General features: G+C 59.9%; 22 protein-coding genes and 1 riboswitch. Of the genes, 10 read left to right on the forward strand and 12 right to left on the reverse strand.

Annotation, left to right across the window (positions count from 1 at the left end):
* Positions 1–11: 11 nt before the first annotated feature.
* The 6 genes from ACWKV9_RS12535 to ACWKV9_RS12560 are packed head-to-tail and all read left to right on the forward strand — an operon-like array spanning position 12 to position 4,324.
* The gene (locus ACWKV9_RS12535) at positions 12–485 is read left to right on the forward strand and encodes a hypothetical protein (RefSeq protein ID WP_483836430.1); all 474 of its coding nucleotides are present in this window, start codon (positions 12–14) and stop codon (positions 483–485) included.
* A complete protein-coding gene (gene sctQ / locus ACWKV9_RS12540) occupies positions 482–1,510 on the forward strand; it encodes a type III secretion system cytoplasmic ring protein SctQ (RefSeq protein WP_483836431.1) in 1,029 nt (342 codons plus the stop codon). The genes ACWKV9_RS12535 and sctQ overlap by 4 nt, the downstream gene beginning before the upstream one ends.
* Positions 1,507–2,160 (forward strand): type III secretion system export apparatus subunit SctR, encoded by a 654-nt coding sequence (sctR, locus tag ACWKV9_RS12545; protein ID WP_268800041.1) that lies wholly within the window; start codon positions 1,507–1,509, stop codon positions 2,158–2,160. Before sctQ ends, sctR begins: the two co-directional genes overlap by 4 nt.
* Before the next feature lie 4 nt (positions 2,161–2,164).
* The gene (locus ACWKV9_RS12550; protein ID WP_037010118.1) at positions 2,165–2,434 is read left to right on the forward strand and encodes an EscS/YscS/HrcS family type III secretion system export apparatus protein; all 270 of its coding nucleotides are present in this window, start codon (positions 2,165–2,167) and stop codon (positions 2,432–2,434) included.
* A 6-nt stretch (positions 2,435–2,440) separates the two neighbouring features.
* Positions 2,441–3,253 (forward strand): type III secretion system export apparatus subunit SctT, encoded by an 813-nt coding sequence (sctT, locus tag ACWKV9_RS12555; protein ID WP_483836432.1) that lies wholly within the window; start codon positions 2,441–2,443, stop codon positions 3,251–3,253.
* 24 nt (positions 3,254–3,277) lie between these two features.
* Entirely contained in the window at positions 3,278–4,324 is a 1,047-nt protein-coding gene (locus tag ACWKV9_RS12560; RefSeq protein WP_483836433.1) for an EscU/YscU/HrcU family type III secretion system export apparatus switch protein, read from the forward strand.
* Between the two features lie 775 nt (positions 4,325–5,099).
* On the opposite strand, the gene ACWKV9_RS12565 is transcribed toward ACWKV9_RS12560, so the two are convergent.
* The 8 genes from ACWKV9_RS12565 to ACWKV9_RS12600 all read right to left on the reverse strand — a co-directional run bounded on the left by ACWKV9_RS12565 (position 5,100) and on the right by ACWKV9_RS12600 (position 15,169).
* Positions 5,100–7,904 (reverse strand): ATP-binding protein, encoded by a 2,805-nt coding sequence (locus ACWKV9_RS12565; protein ID WP_483836434.1) that lies wholly within the window; start codon positions 7,902–7,904, stop codon positions 5,100–5,102.
* Between the two features lie 339 nt (positions 7,905–8,243).
* On the reverse strand, positions 8,244–9,959 hold the full coding sequence (locus ACWKV9_RS12570; protein ID WP_483836435.1) for an amidase: 1,716 nt from the start codon (positions 9,957–9,959) through the stop codon (positions 8,244–8,246).
* Between the two features lie 228 nt (positions 9,960–10,187).
* Positions 10,188–10,979, reverse strand: coding sequence for an ABC transporter ATP-binding protein (locus tag ACWKV9_RS12575; protein ID WP_483836436.1), 792 nt, complete (start codon positions 10,977–10,979; stop codon positions 10,188–10,190).
* Entirely contained in the window at positions 10,976–11,992 is a 1,017-nt protein-coding gene (locus ACWKV9_RS12580) for a FecCD family ABC transporter permease (protein ID WP_483836437.1), read from the reverse strand. Before ACWKV9_RS12580 ends, ACWKV9_RS12575 begins: the two co-directional genes overlap by 4 nt.
* Positions 11,989–13,002, reverse strand: coding sequence for an ABC transporter substrate-binding protein (locus ACWKV9_RS12585; protein WP_483836438.1), 1,014 nt, complete (start codon positions 13,000–13,002; stop codon positions 11,989–11,991). The genes ACWKV9_RS12580 and ACWKV9_RS12585 overlap by 4 nt, the downstream gene beginning before the upstream one ends.
* Before the next feature lie 141 nt (positions 13,003–13,143).
* Positions 13,144–13,336: riboswitch (cobalamin riboswitch) on the reverse strand.
* A 108-nt stretch (positions 13,337–13,444) separates the two neighbouring features.
* A complete protein-coding gene (locus ACWKV9_RS12590; RefSeq protein WP_483836439.1) occupies positions 13,445–14,176 on the reverse strand; it encodes a HipA domain-containing protein in 732 nt (243 codons plus the stop codon).
* Positions 14,176–14,520 carry a helix-turn-helix domain-containing protein gene (locus ACWKV9_RS12595; RefSeq protein WP_483836440.1) on the reverse strand — a complete coding sequence of 115 codons (345 nt, stop codon included), beginning with the start codon at positions 14,518–14,520 and terminating at the stop codon, positions 14,176–14,178. Before ACWKV9_RS12595 ends, ACWKV9_RS12590 begins: the two co-directional genes overlap by 1 nt.
* 190 nt (positions 14,521–14,710) lie before the next feature.
* Positions 14,711–15,169, reverse strand: coding sequence for a winged helix-turn-helix transcriptional regulator (locus ACWKV9_RS12600; protein ID WP_483836441.1), 459 nt, complete (start codon positions 15,167–15,169; stop codon positions 14,711–14,713).
* Positions 15,170–15,215: 46 nt separating this feature from the next.
* Between ACWKV9_RS12600 and ACWKV9_RS12605 the strand changes: the two genes are divergently transcribed.
* Positions 15,216–16,154 carry an aromatic alcohol reductase gene (locus tag ACWKV9_RS12605; protein WP_483836442.1) on the forward strand — a complete coding sequence of 313 codons (939 nt, stop codon included), beginning with the start codon at positions 15,216–15,218 and terminating at the stop codon, positions 16,152–16,154.
* A gap of 9 nt (positions 16,155–16,163) precedes the next feature.
* Here the strand turns inward: ACWKV9_RS12605 and ACWKV9_RS12610 are convergent, their stop codons facing one another.
* Positions 16,164–18,635, reverse strand: coding sequence for a PAS domain-containing protein (locus ACWKV9_RS12610; RefSeq protein WP_483836443.1), 2,472 nt, complete (start codon positions 18,633–18,635; stop codon positions 16,164–16,166).
* Between the two features lie 262 nt (positions 18,636–18,897).
* Here ACWKV9_RS12610 and ACWKV9_RS12615 point away from each other — a divergent pair, with 262 nt between their 5' ends.
* Together ACWKV9_RS12615 and ACWKV9_RS12620 are read left to right on the forward strand one after the other, a co-directional pair.
* Positions 18,898–19,719: an NADPH-dependent oxidoreductase gene (locus ACWKV9_RS12615; RefSeq protein WP_483836444.1), complete on the forward strand. Its 822-nt coding sequence runs from the start codon at positions 18,898–18,900 to the stop codon at positions 19,717–19,719.
* A 687-nt stretch (positions 19,720–20,406) separates the two neighbouring features.
* Positions 20,407–21,144: an SDR family oxidoreductase gene (locus tag ACWKV9_RS12620; protein WP_483836445.1), complete on the forward strand. Its 738-nt coding sequence runs from the start codon at positions 20,407–20,409 to the stop codon at positions 21,142–21,144.
* Between the two features lie 65 nt (positions 21,145–21,209).
* On the opposite strand, the gene ACWKV9_RS12625 is transcribed toward ACWKV9_RS12620, so the two are convergent.
* The 3 genes from ACWKV9_RS12625 to ACWKV9_RS12635 all read right to left on the reverse strand — a co-directional run bounded on the left by ACWKV9_RS12625 (position 21,210) and on the right by ACWKV9_RS12635 (position 23,756).
* On the reverse strand, positions 21,210–21,365 hold the full coding sequence (locus ACWKV9_RS12625; RefSeq protein WP_483836446.1) for a hypothetical protein: 156 nt from the start codon (positions 21,363–21,365) through the stop codon (positions 21,210–21,212).
* Positions 21,366–21,556: 191 nt separating this feature from the next.
* Positions 21,557–22,426: an isocitrate lyase/PEP mutase family protein gene (locus ACWKV9_RS12630; RefSeq protein WP_483836447.1), complete on the reverse strand. Its 870-nt coding sequence runs from the start codon at positions 22,424–22,426 to the stop codon at positions 21,557–21,559.
* Between the two features lie 142 nt (positions 22,427–22,568).
* Complete coding sequence (locus ACWKV9_RS12635) at positions 22,569–23,756, reverse strand: MFS transporter (RefSeq protein WP_483836448.1); 1,188 nt, start codon at positions 23,754–23,756, stop codon at positions 22,569–22,571.
* A 224-nt stretch (positions 23,757–23,980) separates the two neighbouring features.
* On the opposite strand from ACWKV9_RS12635, the gene ACWKV9_RS12640 reads away from it, so the two are divergent.
* On the forward strand, positions 23,981–24,784 hold the full coding sequence (locus ACWKV9_RS12640) for an IclR family transcriptional regulator (protein WP_483836449.1): 804 nt from the start codon (positions 23,981–23,983) through the stop codon (positions 24,782–24,784).
* The last annotated feature ends 23 nt before the right edge of the window (positions 24,785–24,807 follow it).

Here is a 24,807-nt window from a genome sequence, read left to right on the forward strand (position 1 = left end):
CTGGAGGCTCAATGAAGACCGACGATCTACGCAGCCTGCAAACTTTACGGCAGTTGCGCGAACAACGCGCGTCCAGCCAGTTGGCCGCCCAGCAGCAACGCTGCCGAGACACGAACCAGGATCTGGATGACGCCAAAGAGAAGTTGCGGCTGCACCGCGAAGCCATCGCGCGCAAGGCGGAGCAGATTTACGGCACGTTCAGTGATGGCTTGTCGATCAACGCCTGGCACGCGGCTCAGGACCATCTGAATGAGCTGGCCGACAGTCAGCGGCAACTGGAAGGTTCTGTCGAGCAAACGGCCCAGACTCTGGAAGCCCAGTGGCGCGAGCGTGAAGTGTTTCGGGCGGCGCGTCTGGCCCGGCAGCGTCAGGCCGAGGCCTGCGACTCGTTGCTCGAAGATCGTTTGCACAGCGAAAGGCGAGCCGGGGAACACCGGGACGACGCTGATGACATTCCCGTTGCCGTGCCGGGTGGCGCCAGATGAACTGCCGCGAGACTGAGCTTTGGTCTTCGGCCGCAATGGACTGGCTGCATTCCCATGACTGGCAATGGACTGCGCTGCATAACCGGCTGCACCGATATCGACAGGTCTGGACGGGCGAGTTTGCAGGCCAGCCGATCAAGGTGCAGTGGGCAGGGATCGAAAATCCCATTGAGCCATTGCTCGACGTTCACCTGCAGTGGGGAAGTGCCAGGTGCGTCCTGCAATTGCCGACTCAAGCGCTCGAACGGTTGGGGTTGGTGGAACATTCAGTTGAGGATCTGCAGGGGTTGGCCGGTTCGATGCTGCTGGAGCTGGCGTTGCTGCCGTTTATCGAGCCGCTTGAGCAGCTGACAGGTCAGTCGTTGCAGGTTTGTGAGCTGGCGGACGCCACGCAATCCAACTCTTCTGCGCTGAGTATGAAGCTGGAGGTCCAGATCGCCCAAGTTCCTGCGTGGGTTATGCCGCTGCGCATGACCGGCGAAGCCGCCAGCCTGATCGCCGATCTACTGGATCAGAACGCCGTGCCTGCGGCCCATTCGTTGCCCGCGCTGCGCTTACTGCTGACTGTGAACAGCGGCGAAACGCAGTTGAGTCTGGCCGAGCTGCGCAGCTTGCGACCGGGAGACGTGCTGATGCTGGACGACTGGCCCGCCGAGCAGGTGCGACTGCTGCTGGACCATCGGCTGCAAGCCCGCGGCGAACTCAATGGCGACACCCTGACGCTGCTTGAAAAACCGACCGCCCTAAACCCCTTGAAGGAACATGCCATGACCGAAACCGCTACCGGCGCAAACCTGGAAGCCACACTCGATGATTTGCCGCTCAAGCTGGTGTGCCAGGTCGGCAGCGTGGAGCTGTCACTGGCTCAGTTGCGTGAGTTGGGTGCAGGCAGTCTGGTGCAGTTGTCGCCGCAGCTACATGATGGCGTGGATTTGATGGTCAACGGCAGGCGGGTTGGTCAGGGCCAACTGGTGAAAATCGGCGACGGCCTGGGTGTGCGTCTGCTGAGCTTCGCCAGCGCATGAATGGCTATCAGCCCAATCTGATTGAAATCATTCTGGTCGTGGCCACCATCGGGCTCATCCCGCTGGCGGTGGTGACCCTGACCGGCTTCATGAAGATTTCCGTGGTGCTGTTTTTGATTCGCAACGCGCTAGGCGTGCAACAGACGCCGCCCAATCTGGTGCTGTACGGCATCGCGCTCATCCTTTCGGTGTACGTGACCACGCCGTTGATGGGCGACATGTACCGGCAAGTGGAAGGGCGCGACCTGAACATCGAAAACGTCGAGCAGCTACGGGAATTCGGCGATGCGCTCAGGCCTCCGTTACAGGCGCATCTGGCGCGTTTTGCCAACGAAAGCGAGCGCGGCTTTTTCGTCCAGGCCACCGAGACCATCTGGTCCCCGGAAGCCCGCGCTGACCTGCGCGATGACGATCTGGTGGTGCTGGTCCCCGCGTTCGTCAGTTCTGAGCTGACCCGTGCGTTCGAAATTGGCTTTTTGCTGTACATCCCGTTCCTGGTGGTGGATTTGCTGGTTGCCAACGTGCTGATGGCGATGGGCATGTCGATGGTCTCGCCGACGCTGATATCGATCCCGCTGAAGATATTCCTCTTCGTCGCATTGAGCGGCTGGTCGCGCTTGATGCATGGCCTGATTCTTAGTTACGGGTGATCTCATGGGGCAGGACGTTTTTCTTTCGTTGATGAACAAAGCGCTGATGACCGTGCTGTTGCTGTCAGCGCCCGCGCTCGGCGTGGCGATCGTGGTGGGCCTGAGTGTCGGCCTGTTGCAAGCGCTGACGCAGATTCAGGACCAGACGCTGCCGCAAGTGGTGAAGCTGGTCGCCGTGCTGCTGGTGATCGTGTTTGTCGGCCCGTTGCTCGCCAGTCAGGTCGCCGAACTGGGCAGTGAAGTGCTGGATAATTTCCCGTTGTGGACGCGCTGACCCGGTATGGATGCGAACGTCGCCAACGCTTTTCTTGAAGTCGCTTATCCTGTGATCAGTTCCGCAGCGCTGGCGGCCAGTCGCGCCATGGGCGTGGTGGTGATTACGCCGGCGTTCAATCGCCTCGGCCTGACCGGGATGATTCGTGGCTGTGTGGCGGTGGCCATTGCCATTCCGATGTTCGTCCCGGTGTTTTCCGCCTTCACTGCGTTGCCCGAGCACGGCAGTTTTTTTCTCGCCGGTTTGATGATCAAGGAAATGCTGATCGGTGTGCTCATCGGCCTGCTGTTCGGCATTCCGTTCTGGGCGGCGGAGGTGGCGGGGGAGTTGGTCGATTTGCAGCGCGGCTCGACCATGGCGCAACTGGTGGACCCGCTGTCGTCCGGGGAATCCAGTGTCATGGCAACGCTGTTGACCGTGATGCTGATCGCACTGTTTTTCATGTCCGGCGGCTTCATCATGATGGTCGACGGCTATTACCACAGCTACCAGTTATGGCCGGTAACCGCGTTTACGCCACTGTTTGCCAGTTCGGCGTTGATGGCGGTGCTGTCGATTCTCGATCAGGTGATGCGCGTAGGGGTGATCATGGTCTCGCCGCTGATCATCTGTTTGCTGGTGACCGATCTGATGCTCGCGTACCTGTCGCGCATGGCGCCCAGCCTGCATATTTTCGACATGTCGCTGCCGGTGAAAAACCTGTTCTTCACGGTGCTGATGGTGATCTACATCGGCTTTTTGATTCCGGTGATGCTCGATCAGCTGGCGGAGTTTCGCGGCACCGTGGAATTCCTCAAAACCCTGGCGGGCTCGCTATGAGGCCATCGTCAACGCAGGTCGCTCATGAGCGATAGCAGCGAAGAGAAATCCCAGCCGGCCACGGACAAGAAACTCCGGGACGCGCGGCAAAAGGGCCAGGTCGCCAAGAGTCAGGATCTGGTGTCGGGGATGGTCATTCTGTTCTGCACGTTGTGCATTTCGATCCTGTTGCCTCGCGCGCAAGCGCAGGTTGTGGCGCTGCTGGACATGGTGGCGCTGATCTATATCGAGCCGTTCCACACGGTATGGCCGAGGGTGCTGGATACCGCCGAGCAGTTGGTGATCACGATTACGTTGCCGGTGGTGGCGGTCACGGTAGGTGTGGTGATCGTGACCAACATCGTCACCATGCGCGGGGTGGTGTTTTCCGTGGAGCCGATCAAGCCGGACTTCAAGCGCATCAACCCGGCCGAAGGCTTCAAGCGCATTTTTTCGATGCGCAGTTTTGTCGAGTTTCTCAAGGGGCTGGTCAAGCTGCTGTTGCTGGCGATGGCGTTTTATGTGGTCGGGCGGCATGCATTGCAGGCATTGATGGAGTCGTCGCGGTGCGGCTCGGGGTGCATCGAATCGACGTTTTATCTGGTGCTCAAGCCGTTGATGCTGACTGTTTTGGCGGCTTTTTTGCTTGTCGGCGGTGTGGATGTGTTGATGCAGCGCTGGCTGTTTGGCCGGGACATGAAAATGACCCGCAGCGAGCAGAAGCGTGAACGCAAAGATGTTGATGGCGATCCGCTGATCAAGAGTGAACGCCAGCGTCAGCGCCGGGAAATGCAGGCGCTGGCGACCAAACTGGGGCTGGGGCGGGCGTCGTTGATGATTGGCACCGCTGACAGTTGGGTGGTGGGCGTGCGCTATGTGCGTGGCGAGACGCCGGTGCCGATTGTCGTGTGCCGCGCAGACCCGCAGGAAGCCCCGGCGATGCTGGCCCAGGCGGCGGCTTTGAGTATCTCCCACGGCATGGACCCTAAGCTCGCCGCTGAAATCGCCCGCCGCGCCGTCCCCGGCGACCCGGTGCCGGACAACACTTTTCAAGCCGTGGCCGATATGTTGGTCGCGGCGCGGTTGATTTAGCGGAGTCAGTGGGACTTGGATCTGACTGCGCATTGAGCAGACCGCAGATCTGAATGTGGGAGCGAACCTGTTCGCGAAGGCTGTGTTTCGGGCAATAGAGACTTTTCGGATGCAAGGGCCTCTTCGCGGACAGGTCCGCTCCCACGGGTTTTGCTGGCTTTCGATCTAGACCTCTAGGGGCGAGGCTTGATCCTCAGGTTTCACTGCCGCTGCGCGGCAGATCGCGTGCAAGCAACGCTCCTACGGGCTCCGCCCAGAATCAGGAGCGGGATCTCGCCGCAATTCCGCTTCTGCCCGAAGGGCGTAGGAGTCTGGCCGGGCGGCGTTCCGTTTGCCGGCGATGGGGCGGGCACCACCGTGATCGCGGGCAAGCGCGCTCCTACATCGGGTTTTGGATCGGCATAAGATCCTGGCAGCGCCACAGATTCAATGTGGGAGCGAACCTGTTCGCGAAGGCTGTGTTTCGGGCAATAGAGACTTTTCGGATGCAAGGGCCTCTTCGCGGACAGGTCCGCTCCCACGGGTTTTGCTGGCTTTCGATCTAGACCTCTAGGGGCGAGGCTTGATCCTCAGGTTTCACTGCCGCTGCGCGGCAGATCGCGTGCAAGCAACGCTCCTACGGGCTCCGCCCAGAATCAGGAGCGGGATCTCGCCGCAATTCCGCTTCTGCCCGAAGGGCGTAGGAGTCTGGCCGGGCGGCGTTCCGTTTGCCGACGATGGGGCGGGCACCGGCCCTGAAACCAGACACCTCGGTTTCACCTGACACTCCGAGTTCTCAGATCCCGGTCGAGCACGCCAGATCCGATGCTCGGGCATCCGACGCGTTCAATCGGGCGAGGTCTGCGGCAATGCGCGACGACCAGAAGTGCGCGCCTTGCCTTAGGGCCTCATGCTGCGCCTCTTGCAGCACCCGATGCACCAATGGCAACGGCGGTTTGCTGTGTTTGAGGAGGATTTGCGCCTTTATGCGCAGCAGTTCCGGAATGAACCAGCGCTCTTCGCGGCTGCGGGCGGTGTGAAGGGTTTCGTCGATCACTTCCAGCCCTCGGTGTTCAAGGCCGAGCACGACCAGGCCCTGAGCGTATTCGCTGTGAATCAGACTGTGCAGCGGGCTGTCTCCTTGCTCGCGCAGTTGTTCCAGCACTTCGCCCAGCAGCGGCACACCTTCTTCGGCCGCGCCCTGACGAATCAGCAAAATGTGCTCGAAGCAGCGCGTGAACTGGCGCCACAGGTACAAATCGTGGCCGTCCATGCTGTCTTGCAGCACGGTCAGGTAGGAACGGGTTTTCTGCAAATGCCCAACCAGCAACGTGGTCGGGATTGCGCTCAAACACAGCGTGTACCACAGCGTGGCCGGATGATTGAGGCTGATCGCCTGGGTGACATTTTTTCCCAGGGTTAACAGCGCGGGGCCGACGTCGCCCTGCAACAACAGAATTTGCGCCTTGAGCGACAGCGCAGCGATGCGTTGATCAAAATGCAGGTCGATAAAATGCGTGTTCGCCGAAAGCGGTGAGCTCAACGCCTCGACCACCGAACGTCGGGCGTCGTCGAGGCGGCCCATGTGAAACAACGCGTTGGCGCGCATGCGCAGGCCCAGCAACTGGCGTTCGCTGTGGCGCGAGCTTTTGCTTAATTCCACGTACTGATTGGCCAGTTCGAGCGCAGCGAGATATTGATTACCGCAACTGTGATCGTTCCAAAGCCCCCACAGCGCGCGCAGCTGATGCTCGGTGTCGTTAAGTGCCCGGGCATCCTCGCTCACCTGTTGCCAGGCTTTTCGAACCTTTTTGCCTCCACCGAATGCCAGCACCATAACGCTGGCAGACGCAGTCAGCAGCAACATGCGCTGACGTTGTTGAATCGGCGTGCGGTCCGAGGTCGATAGCAGGCCGCGCTTTACCCAGTCATAGCATTCCCCGGTCAGGGACAGGCGTAACCAGAGAGCAACACTGACCAGCGTCAACTCCACCGCCAGCTCTCGATCACCGTTGGGGGAATAGGCCCATTCCAGTGCCGCACGAACGCTGTCGACTTCGGCGCCATATTTCGCAAGCCACATGGGGGGTGGGATTTTGACCAGATCCTGCACCGACTCTTTCAGTTCATCGCGCATCCACCGCGCATGACGCAACGCGGTAGCGTCGGTCTCACCTGCCTGCGCAAGCTTCTGTGCGGCGTAAAACCGGGTCGTCTCCAGCAATCGGTAACGCTTGGCAGAGCCTTGCTCGCGGGAGATGACCAGCGATTTGTCCATCAGGCTTTCCATCAACTGCGCCGAATCCTGAGTATCGACGTCAATCACTGCCTGCACCGCGCGCAAGGTGAACAAACCAGTGAACACCGATAACTGACGAAGCATTTCCTGCTCGTGGATGGACAGCATGGCGTAGGTCCAGTCCAGCGCTGCGCTTAAGGTGCGATGCCGAGGCAGGGCGGTGCGTCGACCGGTCATTTGCAGGCGGAAGCTGCCATCGAGCATTTCCACAAGATGGTCAATGCCGAATGCCCGCACTCGTGCTGCAGCGATCTCGATGGCCAACGCATTGCCGTCGAGTTTGCGGCAGATGGCGGCCGCCGCCTGAACGTCGCGATCTGTGAAAACATAGCCAAGATCGTGGGCCGCGATTCGCTCAACCAACAACTCGATGGCGGGAAAACTCAGCGCTTGTACCGCGTTCAGCTCAGCGGTTTCTGGTGGGAACGGCAGCGGCGCGAGGTCGTGAACGAACTCGCCCTCGGCATGCAGCGGTTCGCGGCTGGTGACCAGCACGGCGCAGCGTTGGGCGTAGCGAAGGATCGCCTCAATCGCGGCAGCCGCTTCCTCAAGCACATGCTCGCAATTGTCCAGAATCAGCAGCGCCTGGCGGGTGGCCAGGCTTTGGGCAATGACTTGCAGCGGATCGTCGGCGGTGCAGTCGATCCCAAGACCCACGGCGATCACCACGTGAACCAGTTGACCGCTATTGACCGGCGCCAGATCGACAAACGTGATGCCCTGGGGATACTGGCCGATCATCCGATTAGCCAACGCCAGGGCTACGGTGGTTTTACCCGTGCCCGCATGCCCGGTGATGGTGACGAAACGGCGCAGGCCGAGCTGGGTATCAAGGAAGTCCAACAGCCTATCTCTGCCGAAGACATGCCGAGTGGGGCCCGGAAATTCGACGCTGGTGGGGGTAGTGGGTAACTGCGAAGGCAGCACGGGCGCGCTGATCGGTGCAACGAAGCGATAACCGCGACCCGGTACGGTGACGATGCAGTCCAGCTCGCCGTTGTCACTCAAAGCACGGCGCAGTGTCAGAACCTGGGCGCGCAGGTTGCATTCCTCGACAACCACTTTGGGCCAGACCAGAGCCATCAGGTCGGTTTTCTCCAGCAGTTCTCCCGGGCGTGTCGCCATGGCGATCAATAGCAGCATCGCCCGACTGCCCAAGGGGAGGGGCTCGCCATTTTTAAGCAGCAAATGTTGTTGAGGGATGAGGACAAACGGGCCGAAACAAAGGGCGTCATCCGGGACACAAATGTCGTGGGCGTCACCGGGGAGGGAATTTAGCTGGCTGGGTCTGTCGAGATTCATCGCATACCTTTAGGAATGAGGACTCATCAGCGCTCGGCAAACGCGCCTGCTTGGCTTCCAGGTTCTATGGGTAGCAGTATCCAGCCAGTGAGTGACTGTTTTTGTATCCAGACGACTTCGATAGCAAAGGTGCGACTTAGTGCCGCAGCGATCCTCCATAGTAGGGCCGGTGACCGTTTTAGATAGCAGTAATGTGAACCCTGACGCGTTTTCGGCGCTGCAGGTCGTAATGGCCCTAACTTTTGCGGTGAGCGAAAACCAAAACGGCGGCAGACATTAGTACCGACTCAAACGACGCCCGGGCGTCGTGATGAAACGTCCCGGACATCGTTTTTTGTCCTAGCGCGCGGCAGTTTTCAGTGGCGGGGTACGTGGCGGAATTACGCGCTTGTTGCCACAGGATTCAAACGCTGCGCCATAGCGCAGCAAGTTTGAGTCGTCGTAAGCGCGGCCTGCGAAAGTCAGCCCCACCGGCATGCCGATGTCGGCCATGACGCCCATCGGCACGGTGACAGTCGGCACCCCTAGATGGCGGATAGCGAGATTGCCGTTGGCGACCCACACCCCGTTACTCCAGGCGATGTCTGCTGACTGCAGATCGACATCGGCATTGGCCGGGCCCACGTCGGCAACCGTGGGAAACAGCACTGCGTCCAGACCCAGTTCCGCCATCCAGTCTTCCAGATCAATGCGCCGCGTCAGTTCCAGCCCGCGAAGCCCGTCCTCCAGCGTAGGAATCTCATTCCAGGGCGTGATGCCGCGTTCGGCCATGCGCACGTATTCGTCCATGCCTGCGGCGAGGTCGTCTTCACGGTTGGGCAGGGTGCCGGGGTCATGGGGGAATATTTTTGCCCCTTCTACGTCAACCAGACGGTTCAATGCCGGGTCGTTATTCGCCCGCAGAAAATCATCGAATGCCCAAGCTGAGAGATCCCACAATTCGTGGTGCATGAACTCCTTGGACACCAGCCCGCGCGTGAACACGGTGGGCGCAACCGGACGGTCGCCTTCACAGTTGGAGACCAGCGGGAAATCAACCTCGATCACCTCGGCGCCAGCCGCTTGCAGGGCATCGCGGGCCTGTTGCCAGAGATCGATCACCGAGGCGCGGGTGTTGACGCGTTGCCCTGTGGGACCGCCGATGCCAGGTTTTTCCGCGGTGCCAGCCTCGGGATCAGCGTTGATGTACATGCGCGGCACGCCAAAGCGTTTGCCGGCCAGCGCTGTGGCGTCCACGGCCAGTTGAGCGTAGGAAGCAGGGCGCACTGAGGCCACGCTCGGGATCTTGACCCAAGGCTGAAGCCGCCACAGATCGCCACGGGTGTCGGGGTCTTCCGCGACCACTACGTCCAGCACTTCGAGCAGATCGGCCATGGTTCTGGCGTACGGCACGACCACGTCCATAGTCGGTGTCAGCGGCCAGTTGCCGCGCACTGAAATCACCCCGCGCGAAGGGGTGTAGGCACATAAGCCATTGTTCGAAGCCGGGCCGCGACCACTGGACCAGGTTTCTTCGGCCATGCCGAACGCGGCAAAGCTGGCGGCGGTTGCGGTGCCCGCGCCGTTGGATGACCCGGAGGCGAAAGGAGCGGTGAGGTAATCGGCGTTGTACGGGCTCTCGGCCCGGCCATAAACCCCGCGCTGCATGCCGCCGTTGGCCATGGGCGGCATGTTGGTCTTGCCCAGGCAAATGGCGCCGCCAGCGCGAAGGCGGCCGATGGTGAAGGCGTCACGTTGGGCAATGAGAGTGGCGAACGCCGGACTGCCTGATGCGGCAGTCAGTCCTTTCACCAGATAGCTGTCTTTGGCGGTGTAGGGAATGCCATCCAGTGGGCCCAACAGTTTGCCTGCGGCGCGCCGCGCATCAGACGCCTGAGCCTCGGCGAGCGCTTCAGGGTTGGGAACCACTACCGCGTTGAGTGCGGTTTCGGTGTTTGGGCCATCGTAGGCGTCAATCCGCGCAAGGTAAGCCTGCACAAGCTCCACAGCCGTGGTCTGGCCCGACTCAAGGGCGGTACGCAGTTGCGCGATGGAGACCTCTGTGACTTCGATCATGGGGGTGGGCACCGGTTGTTGAAGGGGGGCATAGGCAGGGTATCTGTAGGAGCCAACTGGTTGGCGATAGGGCTGACGCGGTGTGTCTGACCGGGCGCCTCGCGAACAAGTTCGCTTCTACAGAGGTGGCGTTGGCTGCCGCTGATTGTTGTTAGTGTATTTGGAGCAACAGGTGCAAAACCAGTCCATTCGACAGTCAGCCTGATCCGGCTGATGGATCACGACGGCTCATACCGAGCGAAAACGCAGCACCTGAGCGCCATCAAATGGGTCCGTCAGATAGTGTGCGGCAACACCGAAGGTGTCCAGCAGACGCTGCGGTGTCAGCACTTCGAACGGCGTGCCGAGGGCGACCAGTCGACCTCGTTCCAGCACCGCCAATCGGTCACAGCTCAAAGCCTGATTCAGATCATGCAGCGCGATCAATGTGGTTACGGGCAGCGCCTGGACGACTTTCAGAATCGTCAGTTGGTGCTGAATATCCAGGTGGTTCGCAGGTTCGTCCAGTATCAGAATCTGCGGGCGCTGGGCCAGGGCGCGAGCAATATGCACGCGCTGACGCTCACCTCCCGAGAGACTGCCCCAGATTCGACGCTTCAGGTGCGTGGCGTCGACATCGGCCAGCGCCTGTTCGACGATGGCATCGTCATCCGCAGACCACGGGGTGAGCGCTGAAAGCCAAGGGGTCCGCCCTAGCGCAACGGCATCAAAGACACACACCGCGTCCAGCGTGTCGGCCTGTTGCTCCACCACGGCTAGGGTCTGCGCCACGCTTCGGCGATTCATGCCAGCAATGGGCTGGTCATTGAGCTGGACAACGCCGGCGCTCGGAACGCGCAACCCGGCCAACAGTTTGAGCAGGGTGGATTTGCCCGAACCATTGGGGCCCACCACACCGAGGGTTTCGCCACGGTAGACCTGCAGGTCGATATCCCGCAGCAAATCGGCATCGCGCACGCGAAAACCCAGACCTGAACAACTCAGTGCGACATCGCTATCGACAAGCGTGGCAGGGTTCATCGGGGGTTCCTTCTACCGATCAGGATCAAGGCAAAGACCGGCGCGCCGACCAATGCGGTGACGACCCCGACCGGGATCACCTGGCCCTTGATCAGGGTTCGCGAAAGCACATCGGCGGCGATCAGAAACACCGCACCGGCCAGCGCACTGGCTGGCAGCAGGCGTGTGTGTTGGGTGCCGGTCAGTAATCGCACGGCATGGGGAATGACCAGCCCGACAAAGCCGATGGAACCGACGATCGACACCATCACCGCCGTGACCAGCGCCGCGCAGCTGATCAGGCATATCTGCACGCGGCGCACGGGAATACCCAGCGACGCGGCCGAATCTGCGCCAAAGGTGAATGCGTCCAGCGCTCGCCGGTGCCACAGACAAATGATTAGACCGATCAGCGCGGTCGGGACGGTCAGCCAAACGGACGGCCAGCGCACACCGCTAAGATTGCCCAGCAGCCAGAACATGATGCCCCGAGCCTGCTCGGCGCTGGCGGACTGGGTGATCAGAAACGCAGTCAGCGCATTGAACAATTGTGAGCCTGCGATACCCGCCAGGATGATTTGCCCGGTAGCGCCGGACGCACCGCTGGCCCGTGCCAGCAACGCCACTACGGCGAAGGCCGTAAGCGCACCGGCAAACGCGCCGACCGACAGAGAAATCAATCCTGCACCCACGCCGAGCAGGGCCACCAACACGGCGCCGGTGGAAGCACCGGCCGAGATGCCGAGCAGGTAGGGATCGGCCAGCGGATTGCGCAGCAGCGACTGCAAAATCACCCCGCAAGTAGCAAGCCCGGTCCCGCAGGCGGCGGCCACCAGGGCCCGGGTCAGACGGTAGTTCCAGACAATGCCTTCATCGATGGGATCAATCAGATAACCGGCGGCCCACAGCTTGTTGGCCAACACCTGAAAGATGACGCCGGGCTCGATATTGGTTTCGCCGATAGTGACTCCTGCCCCCAGCGCGAAGAGCAAGATTGCGAGGGCCAACAGAGTACGGGCAAGCACTGTCGTCATTTCGCAGCGTCGTAGCTGTTGATGGCGTTAGCCAGCGTTTCCAGGCCTTCGAAGGTGCGAGTGCTGGCCTGCATCGCCATGGCGTCGAGGATGATGATGCGGTTGTTTTTTACGGCGTCCATGTTGCGCGTCACCGGGTCGCTGCGCAGGAATTCCAGTTTCTTCTGGTAGTCGTCCGCCGGAAAACGACGGCGGTCCATGCGAGCGATGACCAGAAACGTCGGATTGGCTTTCGCGATGGTTTCCCAGCCAACGGTGGGCCATTCCTCATCGGAGTCCACCACATTGCGCAGGCCCATGGTATTGAGCATGAAGTCTGGAACGCCCTTGTGGCCGGCCACGTAGGGGTCGAGGGCCAGCCCCGGGCTTGAAAACCAGAACAGCGCGCTGGCGTGCTTGAAGGCATTGTTCTGCGCCATGGCGACGGACCGGGCCAGACTCGCCTGCAGTTCGGCATTCAGCTGCTCGCCGCGCGACTGAACGTCAAAGATCTCCGCCAGTTGGCTGATGCTTTTGTAGATGCTCTCGACGCGAAACGCCTCAAGCCGGGTGCCGTCGGCACCAACCGAATTGTCTTTGGCTTCGCAGTCGGAGGGCATCAGATAAGTGGGGATGTTCAGCTCGTGGAACTGCTCCCGGGTGCCAACCGCGCCTTGCGGGCCGACCATCCATTCCAGCTCGACCGCGACCAGTTCCGGGCGTTTGGCGGTGACCGACTCGAAACTCGGTGCATTGTCAGCGAGCCGTTCAATCGCGTCGTTCTGCGCCTTGTATTTAGCCAGCACGTCGTTGAACCACAGGGACGTGCCCACCACCTTGTCACCCAGGCCCATGGCATAGAGCATTTCAGTGCCCGCCTGCCCAATGGTCACGGCGCGCGCAGGCGCATGGGCGAAGGTCAGCGTGCTGCCACAGTTCTGCACCGTCAGCGGGAAATGCGTGGGGGCAGCGCAGGCGAGGGCGGGGAGGGCCAGGGCAGTGAACAGGGTGGCAGCGCGCAGCAACGGCATGTCGCAATCTCCAGTTGAACCGTACACGGAGCAGGGGTACGGACTGGAAACACACACTTGAACGCTGCCATTGATGCAGCGGGGTGCCGGATTTCAACCGGGCACGACCCAAGGGTGTCCTTCCCGGACACCCCGCCGGTTAGTGATTTTGCTTGGCCGGCAGGTCTCCTGACTGGTGCGTCATCACCGGCTCCAGCCTTCCCGGATTCAAACCCAGTGGCAGTTCAGGAGCAGGCTCGGCACCTACAGTTGCGGGGGCAGTTCCGTTTGATGCGTTGGGGGCATCGCGGATTCCCTATTAATCCCGTTCGGGACCGGCGGCGGCATGGTAGTCGATCGTTGGGGGTGGCAACAACCGGCTACTTGCGCATGCGAACTGAGCCCACGGCGTTATGGACCATATTTAGTTCCGGCCCCTTGAGCCACTGCCCGTAATGGTCCTTCAGCTCTTGCTCCCACCCCGCAACTCGGCAAGCGGCGTGCGATCAAAACGCTCGACCAGCAATGTGCTTGGGTTCTCTGCATGCAGGGCGGTGTTGGCGACGTTAAAGCCTTTGGATGCGGCGAAGGTCATGCAGGCAAACTCAATCGCTGGCAAATCGTACTGATCGAATCGGTCGCGGGGCTTGGCCAGGATTAGCATGCCTTTGTCTTGCAAGGTTCGTTTGGGCCGTGCGCCACCCAAGGAGGATCGCTGCTGGCGAATGTTGAGGGTAGTGATGGATGCCTCATCGAGTTGACCGTCGTATACCGCCTCGCAGGCCTCGATAAATTTTGCCAGACCTTTCAACGTCGGAACTGTACCGTGGCCCACACCCTCAGTAGGGTCTCTGGCGGTCCCTGCCATGAGGTTGCCGATGCGGTCGTTGTTGGGCGATTTGAGCAAGTAATCAATAGGGGCCAACACTTCGCCGTAAGCGCGATGAAGCAGGCGCTCGCCCCAACCGTCCGGCATGGCGTCGTTGATGAAGCCAGGAATACCACGATTTTTTGCTATGCCGACAAATGCCTCGGCCCGTAGCGGGTAATTGATGGGGTCGGGCACCCAGCCACCACGCTCCACGTGATCAGGGGCATAGACAAACTCGCCCAACTTTCCATTTAGCGTGAGGCGGCCAAGCGTCAGCACCGCCCCGGTATAAGGGTGCTCCATGTAGATGTAGGCACGGGACATCAGAATGCCTCCGGCTTGGGTTTGGACAATCGGACCCGTTTCGATGCGATGCTCTGGTAAGTGGCGTCACCATCGGTATGACGGGTAATTTGCGAAGTAGTTTCTATCCCGTCGAGCGACGTGAACACGCGCTCAGTGAGGCCCAGTCGCCAGAGCACCAGCATGAATGATCGAAGATCGACCCGTTCCGAGCCGCTCTCAATTTTGCGCAGGGTATGTTCGGAGATTCCTATTGCTGTCTTGAGGTCCGACTGGCGCAGGCCGAGTGAAAGGCGCTGCGCTTTGACGAGAAGGCCTATTCTGCTAAGGCTATCGGCACAAATGACCGGGAAGAAGTTTTCCATAACACGTATAACCGTAAGCTTTAAGTTGGATAAGGCTGACCATAGCACGTATTAAAATTTTAAATGGAACGCTTAATATTCAAAAATATGCGTCTTAATCAGGATAAAGCTTATGCAGATAAGTCTTATATAGCGTGAAAAAAACGCGATGAAGTGATTTTTGCTTGCTCCGACGCTTCACAGCCCACACTCACGACATCGCATTTGAATGCTGCTCATAGCGCTTACGCGCGGCGGTGAAGGCGTCGGAGTTTTCGACCACCCATGTCCACAGCGGGATCATCTGCACCAGCAAACCCATGCCCAATTCAGTGAGGGCGTACTCGACTTTCGGTGGGACTTCGTTGAAATCGCGTCGGGTAATCAGACCGTCACGTTCAAGCTGACGCAGCGTGTGAGTAAGCATGCGTTGGGTGACGCCCGTAAGCTGCCTGCGCAGTTCGGCATGGCGCAACGGGCTCTTCACGCCTAAAGCGTGGACGACGCCCAAGGACCAGCGGTTGCCCGAATGGCCGAGGATGTCGCGCTTGAGGCCGTCTTCGTCTTCGCTCAACGCGGCGCAGGCGGCTTGTGATCTGCGGACCACTTCCTGCGCGTCCAGACCCCGCGGTATCACCGGTGTGCCTACTTCTGGTGCCTCAAGGGGCATGACAAGATCTCCTCTCTGAAGTTGAAAACGCTATCCAGGAGTGACCATGCAAGCTGATCGCACAAACGTCAAACAGCGAATTCTGGTACTGGGTGCCGGTGAGTTGGGGCTCGCGGTGCTGCAGGGTTTGGCGACTCAGGCCGGTAAGCACGATGTGAGTCTCTCGGTGCTGTTGCGTCCTGAATCCATCGACTCCCAGGCACCGTCCAAGCGTACCGAGATCGACAAGATCCGCGAATGGGGTGTGCGGATCGAGCCCGCCGATCTGGTCAGTGCTGAAGTCAGCTCATTGGCCGCCATCTTCGAGCGGTTCGACACGGTGATCAGCTGTGTCGGATTCGCGGCGGGGCCGGGCACCCAGCGCAAGCTGTGCGATGCGGCGTTGCAGGCCGGGGTACAGCGTTTCGTGCCGTGGCAGTTTGGTGTCGACTACGACCTGATCGGGCGGGGCAGTCCTCAGGACCTGTTCGATGAACAACTCGACGTCCGCGACCGGCTGCGGGCTCAGGAACGAACCGGGTGGATCATCATTTCTACGGGAATGTTCACCAGCTTTCTGTTCGAGCCGTCATTCGGTGTGGTGGACAGGGAGCAGGGCCGGGTCAATGCATTGGGGAGCCTGGAGACGGCGGTGACGGTGACGACACCAGAAGATATCGGCCGGTTGACGGCAGCCATTGTGCTGCACCAGCCGTACATCGTTAATCAGGTGATGTACACCGCAGGCGATACCCTGACCTATGGCGAGCTGGCGGCGCTTCTCGAGCGCGTCACCCACAAGCCCTTCAACGCCCATGCGCGAACAGTGCAACAGTTGCAGGCGGATCTTGCGCTTTCCCCCGATGACCAGATGGGCAAGTACCGGGCCGTCTTCGCGATCGGCCGTGGCGTGGCATGGGACACGGCGCAGACCTTCAACCATCAGCAGGGCATCAAGGTCACCAGCGCCGAGCAATGGGCGCTGGCGAATCTGAAGAGTCGCTAGCACGGCGGGCTATCTGCGTTTTGCAACCTTCAACAACATGCGTGACAGCTGATCGAGGGAATAGGGTTTATGCAGCAACTCGAATCCGCCAGAACCGCTCTCTGCGAGTACATGGCTGTAGCCCGACGTGAGGACAACCGGCAGCTCCGGGTACTGTTCGCGGATCTGACCCGCCAGGTCAATGCCACTCATGCCCGGCATTACCACATCGGAGAACACGACGTCGAATCGGCGGGCATCGCGTTTCAATTCGGCCAAAGCCTCAAGCGGGCTGCAAGCCAATACCGTGACATAGCCCAGTTCGGCCAGTGCCTGGGTGGCGAATGTGCCGACATCCACGTTGTCTTCTACAACCAGCACGCAGGTGCCATGTCCATCTTCCAAAGCCGCCACAGGAGAATAAGGCGCTGAGTCTTTAGCCTCTGCGGTGACTCGTGGCAGGTAGAGGGTGAACGTGGTGCCTTGGCCGACCTCGCTGACGACTGCGATCTCGCCGCCGGACTGTTTTGCAAAACCGAAGACCTGACTCAGGCCCAGACCGGTGCCTTCACCCACATTTTTGGTGGTGTAGAACGGTTCGAAAATCTGCTCCAGCTGCGTCGCCGGGATGCCTGCACCCGTGTCGGAAATGGACACCGCTACAAACGGGCCGTTTACGGAGGGATGCATCCGAATCGTTGGCATCGACTCGACGCTGCGCACGGTGATGGTGAGTTCGCCTTCGCCCATCATCGCATCCCGGGCATTGGCAACCATGTTGACCAGTGCCGTATCAAACTGGCTCGGGTCGGCATTCACATAGCAGGGGCCTTGCGTCAGGTCGGTGACGGTGACAATCCGCGAACCGGTCAGTGTGTCCATCATGCCGCTGATGGCGCGCACGTTCTCACAGACGCTGAACACTTCCGGCAAAAGCGCCTGCCGACGAGCGAACGCCAGCAGTTGACCGGTCAGCTTCGCCGCACGATCTACCGTTTCAGAAATAGCGGTCACGTACCGCAGGCGACGCTCTTCGGTGAGGCCGGGGCGCATGAGCAGATCGGTAGATGAGCGAATGACGGTCAACAAGTTATTGAAATCGTGGGCCACGCCCCCGGTCAATTGCCCGACCGCTTCCATCTTTTGCGACTGGCGCAAGGCTTCCGCTTGCTCACGCTCGGAGGTCACGTGGCGGCCAGCGGCATACACGCGGCCATCCTGAAATGAGCCCGTCCAGCTGAACCACTTGTACGATCCATCCTTGTGACGCAAACGGTACTCGTAGGGCACGATCAGTGGCGCTTCGAATATCGCCGCAAAGGCTGCAAGCGATGCATGCAGATCTTCCGGGTGGGTGTATTCGGAAAACGTTGTTCCGATCAGCTCACGCTCGGACCAGCCCAGTTGCTCGGTCCAGCGGGCGTTGACGGCATCGAGCATGCCGTTGGGGGAGGCGATCACCAGCAGCTCTTGAGAAAGTCCCCAGGCGCGATCCCGCTCACGGGTGCGAAGGGCCAGGCTGGATGCCTGCTCTTTCTCCGTGGTGATATCGCGGGCGCTGCAGTAAATTTTTCCATCTTCCAGCACGACCACCCACGCCAGCCAGCGATAGCTGCCGTCACGGTGCCGACAGCGATTTTGAAAGCGCGAGACCGGGCGGCCCATGGCGGCCTGGGTGAAAACCGCTTCGCTGGCGGCGAGATCATCAGGGTGAACGAAGGACAGCACAGTGGTGTGGAGTTCTTCGGGGGACCACCCCAGCGCAATTCTCCACGCCGGATTCGACGCTTGAATCATGCCTTGAGCGTTGATCACCGAGAGCAGGTCGGGGCTCAGCAGCCAGGTGCGGCTGCGCTCGGTGGCGCGCTCGTTGACCTTGCGCTCAAGCTCCGTGTTGAGATCGCGAAGCTCGGCCTGGCTGAGTCGCAAACGAAGGTCTGAACGATGCCTTTCGATTGCCAGGGCGGCGGTCTGGGCGATCAGCGATATGGCTTCAATGTCGCTCGGCGTGGGTGCGCGAGGCTCGCTGTAGTAAACGGCGAAGGTCCCCAGGACGGTTCCGTCCGCCGCTTTGATCGGCATCGACCAGCAAGCACGCAGGCCGTTGGAAACAGCGAGTTCGGCATAGCCTTCCCATAGCGGGCTGGCCGCGATGTCGTTGACGTAAACCGGGGTGCCACGCGCCGCAGCGGTGCCGCAAGAGCCGATGCCTTCACCAATGGCCAGCCCATGAACCGCTTCGTTGTACGCCGCCGGCAAGCTGGGCGCTGCGCCGTGCAACATGTATTGCCCGTCTTCGCTCAAAAAAAGTACGGAGGCCATCATGTCACTGCTTTGCGCTTCTACCGCCAGCAGCAGGTCGTTGAGCACGTCAGCCAGTGGAAAACCGGCAGCAATACGGCCCAGTACCTGGCGTTCGCGCTCGATAAGCGCCACCGGCGAATACTTGCCGCCTAGCAGGCTCAGGTCAATGGATGGCTTGGCGCCGGTATCTTCAACCACGGTAGATCACGTAGAACATGGACATCGTCTCGGGAGGTTATGCGCTGCGACATGAGCAACGCAGGTTCAAGGCAACCTTGCTGAACTGACTTAACATCCTGTTCCTTGGGCGATCTTCGAGAAATTCCTCGGCGGCGTCTAGATGTTGACCGCTAAAAGGTCGGCAGTTCTGTTTTAATCGCCAGCAAATGAACGATTGTCCAACTCCCGTTGACATCAATTTGTTCTCACTTAATTGCGCCGCGTGCGTTCAGGACGTCCCATGACCGATATCAAGCAACAACGACTCGCCTCCCGTTACGGGGAGATCGATATGCAGGTGCCAGGCAACTGGAGTCCGGTTCTGGATCAACTGCTGGATCATCGAAGCGTGCGTTCGTTTACCGATGCGCCGTTACCGGAAGGAACCCTGGAAGCGCTCATCGCTGCGGCACAGTCAGCGGCAAGCTCGTCGAACCTGCAAGTGTGGAGTGTGGTTGCCGTGCGGGATCAGGGGCGCAAAGCGCGGCTTTCTGCACTGGCGGGCAATCAGGCCTACATTCGCCAGGCGCCGCTGTTTCTGGTCTGGCTTGCCGATTTGTCGAGAGTCAGCCGGGTGGCTGAGCGCGAAGAGGTCGAGCTGCAAGCTCTGCCTTATATTGAAAGCCTGCTGTTGGGTACGATCGATGCGGCGCTGGCTGCGCAGAATGCCGTCGTTGCGCTTGAGTCCATGGGGCTGGGGAGTGTCTACATCGGTGCGATCCGCAATGATATTGAAGGTGTCGCCAAAGAGCTGAATTTGCCGCCTCAGGTGTACCCGGTGTTTGGCATGTGTGTCGGGTATCCAGACACCGAACGCCCCGCGCACGTAAAGCCGCGATTGCCCCAGGCCGCGGTGCTGCATCACGAAACCTACACGGTGGAAGCCGAGCTGCCCGCCATTGAGCGTTATGACGATCGGCTTGCCGCGTTTTATCAGCAGGCAGGGCACAAACCGGCCAACTGGTCAGAGCAGGTAGTCAGCCGTATGGGCAGCGTCGCCAACCTTCACGGCCGCGAGGATTTGGTAGAAGAACTGCGCAGAATGGGGTTTGGGTTGCGCTGAGTTCAACCAGACAAACCGGCTTCGCCCAGAATCAACAGCGGTGGGTTGTGCGCTGTGTGACTTATTCTGCCGAACCTGTGGGAGCGGACTCGTCCGCGAAAGGGTAGGTACATCCGACGCATCTATTTCGCCCGATCAATCGCCTTCGCGGACGAGTCCGCTCCCACGGGATTGGTATCAGGCAGTTCACACTGTAGGAGCGCGCTTGCCCGCGAAAGCAACCTACCAGGCGCTGAAGATGCGTCGGATGTGCCGCACCCTATCGCGGGCAAGCGCGCTCCTACAGATATTGCGTCAGACCTGAATTTAAGCGGCGCTGGGCATCCCATAGGAGCTCACGGAGGTTACGACGCCAGCGATGGGCTGCGAAGCGGGCCCAAAGCCAGTCATTTCGGTTTCAACTGATACACCGCATTCGCTGGTTTCACTGCCGCTTCGCGGTCGAGCGCGACCCCGGTAGATCGTCGGCAAGCCGAACTCCTACGGGCTGCGCCCAGAATCAATAGCGATATGCAGCGCCGGAGATTCGCGCTTCTGCCCGAAGGGCGTGATGGGGTTTGCTCACGACCGGATCAGGCAACAGGTCCGGAGGATCTGACTAATGGACGACCTGACGTTTTCCCTAATGTGATCGGGTAGCGAGACACCGCTCTCGCATTGACCCCTCTCAGATGAAGGATTGTGAACATGTCGAAAATCTCCAAAAAAGTCATTGTGATCACGGGCGCCAGCAGTGGTATTGGCGAAGCAACGGCGCGTCTTTTGGCCCGCAGCGGCGCGGCGGTCGTGCTCGGTGCGCGCCGTACCGATCGCCTTGAGGTGCTTTGCAGCGAAATCAACGCCGATGGCGGCGATGCCCGCTTTCAGGCGGTGGATGTCACCCGGCTTAGCGATGTGCAGGGGCTGGTGGATTTTGCGGTCAGTCATCATGGCCGGGTCGATGTGATCATCAACAACGCCGGAGTGATGCCGCTTTCGAAACTCGAGGCTTTGAAGGTCTCGGAATGGGACCAAATGATCGATGTCAACATTCGCGGTGTGCTGCACGGTATCGCCGCAGGCTTACCGCTGATGCAGCAACAGAAGTCCGGGCACTTCATCAACATCGCATCGATCGGTGCCTACGCAGTCAGCCCCACAGCGGCCGTCTATTGCGCAACGAAGTACGCAGTGCGTGCTATTTCCGAGGGATTGCGTCAGGAAGTCGGTGGCGATATCAGGGTCACTGTCATATCACCGGGAGTGACTGAATCAGAGTTAGCCGAGAGCATTTCCGATGAAGGGGGACGAGCCGAGATGCGCGAGTTTCGCAAAATCTCGATCCCGTCCCTGGCCATCGCCCGGGCCATCGTCTATGCGATAGAGCAGCCGGATGATGTGGACGTCAGCGAGTTGATCGTCCGGCCTACTGCCAGCCCGTTTTGATCCCGCTCTGGGCTGTTTAAAGGCGCTGGTTGATCTGGAAAATGCTCAGAAGCGCCTACAGACCCTCAGGCACCTGGAAGCTCATGACGCGCGTCGATGCGGGCCTTTAACGTCTCGGCGAAGGCCATGGCCTCCAGCATGCTGCGAAATGTCACAGGGTAGTCGTCCAGTTTTACCAGCCACTCCTGGCCATACAACGCTTTCTCGACCTTGATTGTCATGATCAATTCCTCCATCGAACGTTTGGGATCGCAGGTGAAAATCATGCGGATAGTGCGACTGACACGAGGGTGTTTGCGAGGATTTATTGTGCGAGGCGACCGCTGGTAGGCGCGCGAAACATGGCCGTTACAGTAGTGCTGAAAAAAACAGGGTCCGCTTCAGCGGACCTTGAACGTGCCTGACGCCAGGCTCACTCTTTGACGTCCATGAACTCTTTGGCCCACGCCACGTAGCTTTCTGGCTGGGTATAGGTATGGGTCAGCTCGGTGGCGCTGAGGTTGGAGGTACTTTGGGTCAACTGACGCTGCGCGCGCAGGCTGTCATAAGTGGCTTTGATGGCGGCAAAGTAAGCCGCGTGCCCCTTGACGACAATCCGCACGCCAAGGCTCGCCAGACGCTCGCTGTCGCTGAGCTTCGGATTGCCGTAGGTCACCAGCATCAATGGCACGCTGAGCTTTTCGGAGATCTGCTCCAGGTGTTCGAAGTCTTGGATGCCAACGATGCAGATGCCGTCGGCGCCAGCTTTTTCATAGGCCTGAGTGCGTTCGATGATGTCCTTGACCGGCAACACCGCAGCATTGGTACGGGCAATGATCGACAGTTCAGGATCTACGCGGGCCTCAAGGGCCGCTTTGACTTTACCGATGCCTTCCTCAATGGAGATCAGGTCGGTTGATTTGCGCCCAAACTGCGCAGGGAGGAGGGTGTCTTCGATCGTCAGTGCCGCGACACCGGCACGCTCGAGTTCTTCGACCGTGCGCATGACGTTCAGGGCATTGCCATAGCCGTGGTCAGCGTCGGCAATGAACGGCAGTTGAGCGACACGGCCAATGCGTGTGGCTTGTTCAACGAATTCACTCAAGGTGATGAGCGCAAAGTCCGGGGCTGCCAACACCTGTAAAGAGGCCACCGATCCACCGAGAATGCCCACCTCGAACCCAAGGTCCGCCGCGATGCGCGCAGACATCGGATCGAACACAGAGGCAGTTTCGAAACACGCCTTTGAGGCAAACAATTCGCGGAAATTACGGCGCAAGGTGCAGTGGGAGATTTTGGGCATGTCGATTCCTGATTCTGGCCATTATCGAAGACAACGATCAACGCCAACATAATAAAGCGGCGAGACTACCATGTAGTAATAAAACCACGTTATGACGGTTCGGAATGGGCCATGCGCCAAACGCATAACCCACCCGGTGCCGTTACTCGCCGCCCTTCATTCGCCGCGCCAGCAGGTAAACGCCCAAGCCTATGAGCGCCGTGAATGCGCCGATGTAGCCGGTGCTGGTCCATCCCAGTCCTGCCGTGATCGCCATCCCGCCAAACCATGGCCCTAAAGCGTTGGCCAGGTTGAACGCGGCATGGTTGGACGCCGCCGCAAGGCTCGGGGCCTCATGGGCGATATCCATTAACCGGATTTGCAACGGCGCTGCCAATGCGACCATGGTGCCCACCAGTCCGATCGCCAGCAGCACGCCCCATAAAGAGCCTGCAGCGAACGGGAAGAACAACAGCACCGCCATCGACCACACCAACAGCACGCCGACGGCCCGAAACTGCATACGGTCGAACAGCTTGCCGCCGACGATGTTGCCCACGATACCGCCCACCCCGAATGCTGCAAGGCCGAATGGAATCCACTGCGGGGACACGCGGGTCACTTCCAGCATCGTGGGCGCCAGATAGCTGAACACGCAGAACATGCCGGCAAAACCAATCGCGCCAATGGCCAAGGCCATCCACACCTGAGGTTTGGTGAAAGCGCGCAATTCCTTGCGCGGATCGCTGCGGGGTTCGTCGTGGCGGTCGGGAACGAAACGCCAGACCAACGCCAATGTGCAAAGGGCAATCAGCCCCACCAGGGCGAAAGCTGAACGCCAACCCCAGAATTGCCCCAGAAAGGTCGCAATTGGATTACCCAGCAACATCGCCAGCGTCAGCCCCATCATCACCCGGGCGACGGCGCCCGCGCGGTGATTGACCGGCACCATGCTGGAGGCGACAACGGCTGCAATGCCGAAATAGGCGCCGTGGGGCAAGCCGCTGATGAAACGGAAGGCCATCAGGCTGCCAAAGGTCGGAGTGAACGCGGTCGCGATGTTGCCCACGGCATAAAGCAGCATCAGCAGCAGCAACATATGCTTGCGCAGCAACTTTGAGCCCAGGATGGTCAGCAAGGGTGCGCCGACCATGACGCCCAATGCGTAAGCGCTGATCGCATGGCCTACCTGGGGTTCGCTCAAATGCAGATTGGTGGCGATATCGGGCATCAGCCCCATGATCGCGAATTCGCCGGTACCGATGGCGAAAGCGCCTACGGCCATGGCCGCTTCCATCTTGGCGGCAGCGCGCGCGGGCAGCACTAGCCCCGGAGTTTGCTGGATAGACATGCGTCGTCCCGTTCTTGAAAAATGGCAAAAGATAAGCCGCTGGAAGCTACCAACCCACGGCGAAGGCGTCTAGAACAGGCTTACGGATGATAGTTCAGAAAATTAGCGCGTTCCTCGGTTATCTGCCCGTGTTCAAACACAGGTTTCTGTCGGTGACAGTACTGGTTTGAAAGTAGGGAATATTCAGTGGCCTCTCGCGTTCCGTCCGTCGAACGACCGCCTGCATGGCATCACCTTTCTCACCGGCTGGGAATCAATGTCCCAATCCGGGAATTGTCTCTTATAGTGCAGGCATGAATGAGTCTGTGACTAAAAGCATCGTTGATCGGGTTCTCCAGGTTCTGGCTTGTGTAGCCAAGGCCGGGCAACCCATCGGCGCCAAACGCATCGCGGCCCAGGTAGGTATGCCATTGAGCACGGTCTACCGGCATCTGGCGGCACTGAAGAAATGGGGCTTGCTGCAGGAGCACATGTCTACAGGTCTTTATGAACCTGGCGCGACCGGGGTTCAATTGGCGTGGGGCTTCGACCAGACTTCAAACCTGATCAACCAGAGCCGCGACGAGCTCAGCGCCTTGGTTGAACGAACCGGCGAAAGCGTCGGCTTGCTCGTCCACAGCAATGGACAGATGGTGTGCATTGCCATGCAGGAGAGCAGCAGCTCCCTGCGTTGTTCATTCACCAAAGGCCGCGCCCATCCGATGATGCAAGGGGCATCGGCCAAAAGCTTGCTGGCGTTCCTGCCGCAAGAGACCCGCCAACATCTGATCGCGACCCAGGCAGGGTCCTTGCTTGAGAGAGTCGCGCTGGAACAGGAAATCGCTGACATCCGCCGGAACGGATACGCCACCAGCGATAGCGAAGTGGACCTGGGGGTATGGGGAGTGAGCGTTCCGTTGATTTCGCAAGATGAAAGACTTGAGGGCACCATCACCTTGATGGCGCCGTCACTGCGCGTTGGCCCACGAGAGGCTGAGTTGATCAGCCTCACCAGAAAAGCAGCCAGCCGCATTTGCAATCGCTTCTAACCTGCCGGTCAATCAATGCCCTG

It is taken from the genome of Pseudomonas corni (assembly GCF_057128765.1).